This window comes from Ereboglobus sp. PH5-10 (genome assembly GCF_029504735.1).
GTDB lineage: Bacteria > Verrucomicrobiota > Verrucomicrobiia > Opitutales > Opitutaceae > Ereboglobus.
Genome location: NZ_JAQFIP010000006.1, coordinates 166362 through 173920, shown reverse-complemented (window position 1 = coordinate 173920; position 7559 = coordinate 166362). Strand labels below are relative to the sequence as shown.

Below are 7559 nucleotides of genomic sequence, written 5' to 3'. Positions count from 1 at the left end.
CCGGGCAAATCGAGCTGCCGCCAGAACTCGACCAGGACGGCCAGGCCGCCGAAAGGCGTGACCGGCCGCGGAGTGGAACGCAAAATGGCTTTGCGTCCGTCGCCCAGACGGTAAAACTCGTGATGCACTGTTTCGTTCGCTTCGTGAATGTTGTTTTTCATCACCCAACATCTTGACGAAGTTTTCCTTAGGGCGAAACAGTGCTCTTTCCCCCTCCTTCAATCGCTGTTTTCAGGTTAAAAACATTGTCCGTCAACCAATGCGCTGGCTTGACCCGTTGCGGAACAAGCCGTTTGCTACTAACTCAATATGCACGACGTCCCTCGCCCTATTGATCCATCAGTAAAATATAAACGCATTGTCCTCAAATTGAGCGGGGAAGTTCTCCGCAGCGGCAAAACCGGAGATCCGTTTGACCGCGCCATTCTCGACAAGGTCTGCGAACAAGTTAAGGAAATCTACGACCTTGGTGTGCAAATCTGCCTCGTCATCGGCGGCGGCAATATTTTCCGCGGCCTTCAGGGCGAAAAACGCGGCGTTGACCGCACCACCGGCGACTACATGGGCATGCTCGCCACCGTCATCAACTCGCTCGCGCTCATGGACAGCCTCGAAAAGGCCGGCGTCAACACGCGCGTGCAAAGCGCGATCCCCATGGACCAAATCGCCGAGCCGTTCATCATGCGCCGCGCGATCCGCCATCTCGAAAAAGGCCGCGTCGTCATCTTCGCCGCCGGCACCGGCAACCCTTATTTCTCAACCGACACCACCGCCGCGCTTCGCGCCTCCGAAATGCACGCCGACATCATCATGAAGGCCACCAAGGTTGACGGCATCTACGACAAGGACCCGAAAAAATACCCCGACGCCGTCAAATACGAAGAGCTCTCCTACATCGACGCGCTCAAGCAGCGCCTCAACGTCATGGACTCGACCGCGTTTTCCCTCTGCCTCGACAACAACGTGCCCATCCTCGTGTTCGACCTGAAAGCCGAGCACGCCATCCTCCGCGCCGTTCGCGGCGAAAAGGTTGGCACGCTTGTTCATGGCTGAAGAAATTTTCGATTCTCGATTCTCGATTTTCGATTGCGCGCTACCGCGCGGGTTGGAAATTCAAAACGGAGCGGAAGCTCCCAATCGTTTCGAGGCCGAAGGCAGACAGTCTGCCAAATCGAGAATCGAAAATCGAAAATTCCCCTCCCCTTGCTTCCCCAATGAAAACAAAACCTCCCCCCTTCTCATCCCCCTCCCCCTGCCCCGCCGCGCCTTCGCCCCTCGCCATCCTTCTCGTTTTCCTCGCTTCCGCTGCGGGACTTTTTGCCGGGCCAATCGCCGACACCGCCCGCCGGTTTGTTGAGGATGGCGCCACGGCGGGTGTTGTGTTTCTCGTCGCCGACGACACAAAAACGCTCGACTGCGAGGCCGTCGGATTTGCCGACATCGCCAGCGCCAAACCCATGCGCAACGACACTCTTTTCTGGATCGCCTCCATGACCAAGCCCATGACCGGCGCATGCATCATGATGCTTGTTGACGAGGGCAAGATTTCCCTCGACGACCCGGTCTCAAAATACATTCCCGAATTTGACGCTCCGCAAAAAATCGTCCCAAAAAAAAGCGCCACCACGGTCAACGAGGAGGGTGTGAGGGTTGCCGACAGCGCCCCGCGGCAAACCGCGCCCAAAAACACCCTTCGCAAAACCCCGATCACCCTCCGCCACCTCCTCTGCCACACCTCCGGCCTGCCGAGGGTCGACCCGGATGAAACGCCTTACATCGACACCCGCCCGCTCGCGAAAGCCGTGCCCACCTACGCCCGCCTCAACCTTCTCTTCGAGCCGGGCACCAGTTACAGCTACTCCAGCATCGGCATTGGAGTCCTCGGGCGCATCGTCGAAGTCGCCAGCGGAATCCCTTACGAAACCTTTCTGCAGAAACGCCTCCTCGATCCGCTCGGCATGACCGACACCACCTTCTGGCCGACCAAGGCCCAGCTCGAACGCCTCGCCACCAGCTACCGCGGCAACCCCTCCAAAAAAACGCTCACCGCGGGAAAAATCGGCAACCGCCAGTATCCGCTCGACGACCGCGTTCGCCGCCATCCCACGCCCGGCGGCGGCCTGTTTTCCACCGCGCACGATGTCGCCCGCTTCGGCCAGCTCCTCCTCAACAAGGGCGTGTTCAACGGCAAGCGCCTCATCAGCGAAGCCTCCATCAACGAAATGACCCGCCGCCAGGCCGCGACCAAAAGCAGCGGCCTCACACTCAGCCTTGGCGAAGGCGGCCGGTTCGGGCACAGCGGCGCCCACGGCACCAACTTCGCCGTCTGGCCCAAAGAAAAACTCGTGACTGTTTTCATGGTCCAAAGAATCTCCAAGTGGGGAACCCCCGATGGCAAAAAACTGAGGCCCGCGCTTGAAAAACTCGCCCTCAAAACCCACTCCGCGCAGTGACGTTTTCCTGAATTAAAAATCCTTTGCATCCCCGCCGCCCTTCTGTGACAACCTAGAAAATCAACAATCCAAGCCATCACCATTGCTCCCCGTGTTGAGCAACATTCATAATCATCCATCATCATGTCCCACCCGATCCTCACCGATATGCAGGCTAAAATGAAAAAAGCCCTCGAGCACACCCTGCATGAATTCAGCCAAATCCACACCGGCAAAGCCTCGCCCACGATGGTCGAAACCGTGATGGTCGAGGCCTACGGCTCAACGATGCGCCTCAAGGAGTGCGCCGCCATCTCCACACCCGACGCGCGTATGATTTTGATCCAGCCCTGGGACAAGGGCATCACGCAATCCATCGTCAAGGGCATCCAAATCGCCAACCTCGGCTTCAACCCGCTTGTTGACGGCGCCAACGTCCGCGTGCCCCTTCCCGAGCTGAGCCGCGAACGCCGCCAGGAAATGGTCAAGCGCGCCAACGGCATGGCCGAGGAAGGACGCGTGCAAGTGCGCATTGTCCGCCGGGATGCGATGGACGCGCTCAAAAAAGCCGAGAAAGACGGCAATATTTCCGAGGATGAATTAAAGCGCTTCGAAAAAGAAGTGCAGACCGCCACCGACCAAACCATCAAGGACATCGGCGAGCACCTCGAAAATAAGGAAAAGGAACTCACGACGCTGTAAGACGGTCTGCCTGTTGGTAAAAAATCGTTAATCGGGAGCTGTTCCGGCTATAAAACTGGAATCCCCCCGGTTTCCGTTTTTCCTTTCCTGATTCCAACCGGCACATGCAATTTTTGCACAAACTCGTTTGTGACGCCGCACCGTCGCACGCTCATCCATCTCTCTCCAAATGACGCCCGCAGCCTCTCAGCAAACCGCGCCATCGGACTCGACACCCGCGCGCACGCACGCCGGGAAACAACCGCGGCCGATCTACCTGATCACGCACGAATTTTATCCCAAGCACGGGGGCATCGCCACGTTTGCCGAGGAAATCGCGCGCGCAGCAGCCGCCCTCGGACGCAAAGTCGAGGTTTGGGCGCAGGCCGCCGCGCCGACGGACGAAAAACAATGGCCGTTTGAGGTGCATCGCCTTCCCATCAAAGGCACGCTCAACCTCACTTGCCTCGCGAAATCAATGATGGTCATCGCCAAACGCCGGCGCGAACTGCGCAACGCCACCGTTTATATTCCCGAACCGGGCCCCATGCTCGCGCTGATGGTTTTGCAATTCAACAAAAGCATGCGCCCCAAGGAGCTCATCCTCACCTTTCACGGCTCGGAAATCCTGCGCATGCACGCCAACCCCGCGCACCGCTTGCTCATGCGCCGCCTCATCCGCCGCGCCACGCGCATCAGCACGCTCACCGAATTCACCCGCGACCTCCTCTGCAACCGCTTCCCCGAGGCAAAAGGCAAAACCATCATCACCCCCGGCGCCATCCGCAGCGACCTGCTCGCCAATATCGACAATCTGGCCACCTCCTCCCTGGACCGGGACGAGCTTCCCGTTGCCGCGCCCGGCAAGAACGTCGTGCTCACCGTCGGCCGCATCCACCCGCGCAAAGGCCAGGTCCGCACCCTCCGCGCCCTCAAAAACCTTCCCCTCGCCCGGCGCGAGACCACCGAATACTGGATTGTCGGAAAGATAAACGGCTCGTCCTACGAAAAAATCCTCGTGCGCGAAGCCGAAACCGCCGCCGGCCTCGGCCTCACCGTGCGCTTCCTCGGCGGACTTCCCGACAACAAACTGGGCGACGTTTATTCACGCGCCGATATTTTTGCGATGACCAGCATCAACTACCGCCAAAGCGTCGAGGGCTTCGGCCTCGTCTACCTCGAGGCCTCGGCGCACGGCCTGCCCGTCGTCGCCCACAAAGTCGGCGGCGTGCAGGAGGCCGTCATCGACGGCGAAACCGGCCTCCTCGTTGATCCCGAGCCCAACCTCGACGCCCCGGCGCCCGCGCTCACCGCCGCCTTTGAAAAACTCCTCGCCGATGAACCGCTCCGTCGGCGAATGGGCGAGGCCGGACGCCGCCACGCCCGGAACAATAATTGGACCGATTCCGCAAAAAAACTCTTCGCGCCATTTCTCGCATTGGATAAGGCCTGATTTTTGTGCCATACTCGCGCCTTTCCTTATGATTCAAGCAAAGGTGCCAATAAACGTCCGCTATGCGGAAACCGATCAAATGGGCGTCGTTTACCACGGCAATTATCTGGCCTGGTTCGAAGTCGCGCGCACGCAAATGTTCAAGGACGTGGGCCTGCCCTACAAAAAAATCGAGGCCGACGGCTACCACCTGCCCGTCCTCGAAGTGTCGCTCAAATACCACCGGCCCGCGCTCTACGACGACGACCTCGTCGTCACCGCTAGGCTGGCCGAAAAGCCCGTCCTGCGGATAAAGGTGCAATACGAAGTCCACCGTGGCGACACCCTCCTCGTCACCGGCACGACCATGCACGCCTTCATCGACCACGAAGGCCGCCCCGTCCGCCCGCCCCCCTACGTGGCGGAGAAAATGAACGAGGTTTTTAAATAATAGCCTGATCCATCCCGCGGGGACGCACCTGCCAATGTAACTCGAATATGAAAAAAATTAGTTCGACCCCTTGGAATTTTCTTTGGTTTTTTGCCAGTTTTCCAACGCGCATTTGGCAACAGATCCAAATGCATCCATAAATTGGTTGCCGGCATCCTGCGTAAAGCCGATTGCGTCCCTTACCACACGTCCATTTGATCTCAATAAAGAACGACCCATTGTGATTGTTTTTATATTATTTATAGATTCCCCTTGTATGTTAATTATGAAGGTTCCCTTGCACCGCACATAATATAATAGCTCATCAGCAATTGCATTCTCCAATTCATCGGTCATTGTTTCATTGCAATGGGATTCCCCAATGTAATTTTTAATCGACTGAAATGTCCTTTCATATACCGAATCAATTGCATCCTGAGGCATTCCAATTGCCAATCCAACAGTATCATTTGAGGAATACTCACATGTGGCATATTGAGCTACTGCATTAAGGGCCTCAAACTTGAGTTTCATAAACAATTGCTCCATGCCGGGAATATCCGACTCCTTCAACTGAAATTTTTCTATGATATACTCCGATATTTTGTAATGTATTTTTTCTTTTCTTGGCAGCCCGGCGAATTTTTCATTTTGAGCATCGCCCGATGATAGTTTGGATTCTTCACCCCCCGGCGAACCGCTTACGCCAGCATTGGGAAACTTTCCCCCAAAGAATAAGAGTTTAAATATAACTATAATAAAAACACCCAATAATAAAATTAGTAGTTTTCTTTTCATGGGAAATCCAAAGGGGGCGGGGGAACCGCTTTTATAGATACCGTTAATCTCCATTCGGCAACGGCAAACACCCCTTCCGCAGGCCCAGCAGAAACTCACGGTTTCCGTCAGCGCCCGTGATGGGCGAGTCCATGCTGCCGATCAGTGCCGGGCCGGGTAATTCACGCAGTGCGAATTCTGTGATGTCCGCCAGGATTGCGTTCTGCAACCCGGGGTCGCGAATCACGCCGCGTCCCTTGTCCACCTCGGCCTTGCCCGCCTCAAATTGGGGTTTCACTAGTGCGATCAGGACTCCGCCATCCGCGCGCACGAACGGCCACACGGCGGGCAGCACGGCCTTGAGCGAGATAAATGACAAATCCATCACCACCGCGTCGAAATCCGCGCGCGGCAAATCCCCCGGCGCAAGGTGGCGCGCGTTCACCTTTTCGAAATTCGTGACGCGCGGGTCGGCTCGCAGCTTCGCGTGCAGTTGCGCGCGCCCCACGTCCACGCACACCGCGTCCGCCGCGCCTGCTTGAAGCGCGCAGTCCGTGAAGCCGCCTGTCGATGCGCCCACGTCCAGCACATGCGCGCCATTCAGGTCGATGGAGAATTTTTCCAGAAACCCGGCCAGTTTTTCCCCGCCGCGGCTCACAAAACGCGGCGGCTGCTCGACGGTGAGCTCGATGTCGCCGGGGTATTCCTTGCCCGCCTTGTCGAGACGCTCCGTGCCACGCAGCACGCGACCGCTCATGATGAGCGCCTTGGCTTGCGAACGGGTTTCGGCAAGGCCGCGGGCAACGAGGATTTCATCAAGGCGTTGTTTCATTGTGGACAGCCCGATTCGAGATGCGAAACCGCGCGCTGCAACACTTTTCCACCGGAAACGCCGGGGCCGTCCGGCATAAAGTATTCTCGAATGCGGACAAATCTGACGAGCTGGAGCGCGGTGGTCCCGGACATCCCCAACACCCATAAGCGCAAACACACAGGTCGATGCCTTCAGTCGTATCCTCCTGTGATACGACAATCAAAAACTGGTTCATCCGGAAATTTCACCCAACTCCAGTAGCGATTCTGGGGTGCGATCGAAATGGCATAATATGTTGAAGACCACGATAAAAAGAAATTTCGTGGCAGTTTTTCAGGGCCTTTGTTTTTCGGTGAAGGGCAGAAATTTTAAGGAATTTGCATGATAATATTTGATTTTATTAATGATTTGCATATTGCTCTATCCAAAAAATTAAATTTACAGATACAATCTTCTATTTGTTTTTCTGTAATTGTTTTATTATTAATAAGATAAAATGTATCACGACTTAGAAAAACACACAATTAATAACATTACGAAAATTAATAAATGTTATCATAACAATTACACAAATTGATTGTTGAAACAGTATGATTTGGATAACGAAAAACTCTCAATTTGTTGCCATGGGTGGATCAGTGATAATTCACCCCAATTACATCATATTCTATTAAGTATAAATTACTTATGTAATTATTTATAACAAAAATCATCTACAGATTAATGATTTCTCAAGTTAAAAATCCCACAATTAAATTCAGATGTAAATGGTTGCATTTCATTTATATGCTAATTTGCGGACATGGTTTCTTGCTCAGTGCGCAACTTTCCGCGCAACAAGTGTCCGGCACTTTTGTGGGCACAGGCTCGTTGTGGAGCGAAGCAACCAACTGGTCGTCAGCCACTGCGCCCGGGTCTGGCTCAAATCACGATATATCAACATTTAACAATGACAATATTGCGGAAAATGGTGCACGCACTATTACAGTTGAT

At 55.0% G+C, this 7559-nt stretch carries 7 protein-coding genes; 5 read left to right on the top strand and 2 right to left on the bottom strand.

Annotated features, from left to right (window positions below; translation table 11 throughout):
- The first annotated feature begins 309 nt into the window (after positions 1 to 309).
- From pyrH to M2447_RS07090, 5 genes are all read left to right on the top strand, one after another.
- Positions 310 to 1053 (top strand): UMP kinase, encoded by a 744-nt coding sequence (pyrH, locus tag M2447_RS07110; protein WP_108824580.1) that lies wholly within the window; start codon positions 310 to 312, stop codon positions 1051 to 1053.
- A gap of 161 nt (positions 1054 to 1214) precedes the next feature.
- Positions 1215 to 2453, top strand: coding sequence for a serine hydrolase domain-containing protein (locus M2447_RS07105; protein WP_277557983.1), 1239 nt, complete (start codon positions 1215 to 1217; stop codon positions 2451 to 2453).
- 123 nt (positions 2454 to 2576) lie between these two features.
- Positions 2577 to 3134: a ribosome recycling factor gene (frr, locus tag M2447_RS07100; RefSeq protein ID WP_277510456.1), complete on the top strand. Its 558-nt coding sequence runs from the start codon at positions 2577 to 2579 to the stop codon at positions 3132 to 3134.
- Between the two features lie 169 nt (positions 3135 to 3303).
- Positions 3304 to 4566 carry a glycosyltransferase family 4 protein gene (locus M2447_RS07095; RefSeq protein WP_277557982.1) on the top strand — a complete coding sequence of 421 codons (1263 nt, stop codon included), beginning with the start codon at positions 3304 to 3306 and terminating at the stop codon, positions 4564 to 4566.
- A gap of 28 nt (positions 4567 to 4594) precedes the next feature.
- On the top strand, positions 4595 to 4996 hold the full coding sequence (locus M2447_RS07090; protein WP_277557981.1) for a thioesterase family protein: 402 nt from the start codon (positions 4595 to 4597) through the stop codon (positions 4994 to 4996).
- A 57-nt stretch (positions 4997 to 5053) separates the two neighbouring features.
- On the opposite strand, the gene M2447_RS07085 is transcribed toward M2447_RS07090, so the two are convergent.
- Both M2447_RS07085 and M2447_RS07080 read right to left on the bottom strand, forming a co-directional pair.
- Complete coding sequence (locus M2447_RS07085) at positions 5054 to 5773, bottom strand: hypothetical protein (RefSeq protein ID WP_277511074.1); 720 nt, start codon at positions 5771 to 5773, stop codon at positions 5054 to 5056.
- Between the two features lie 43 nt (positions 5774 to 5816).
- Positions 5817 to 6584 carry a TlyA family RNA methyltransferase gene (locus tag M2447_RS07080; RefSeq protein WP_277557980.1) on the bottom strand — a complete coding sequence of 256 codons (768 nt, stop codon included), beginning with the start codon at positions 6582 to 6584 and terminating at the stop codon, positions 5817 to 5819.
- Between the last annotated feature and the right edge of the window lie 975 nt (positions 6585 to 7559).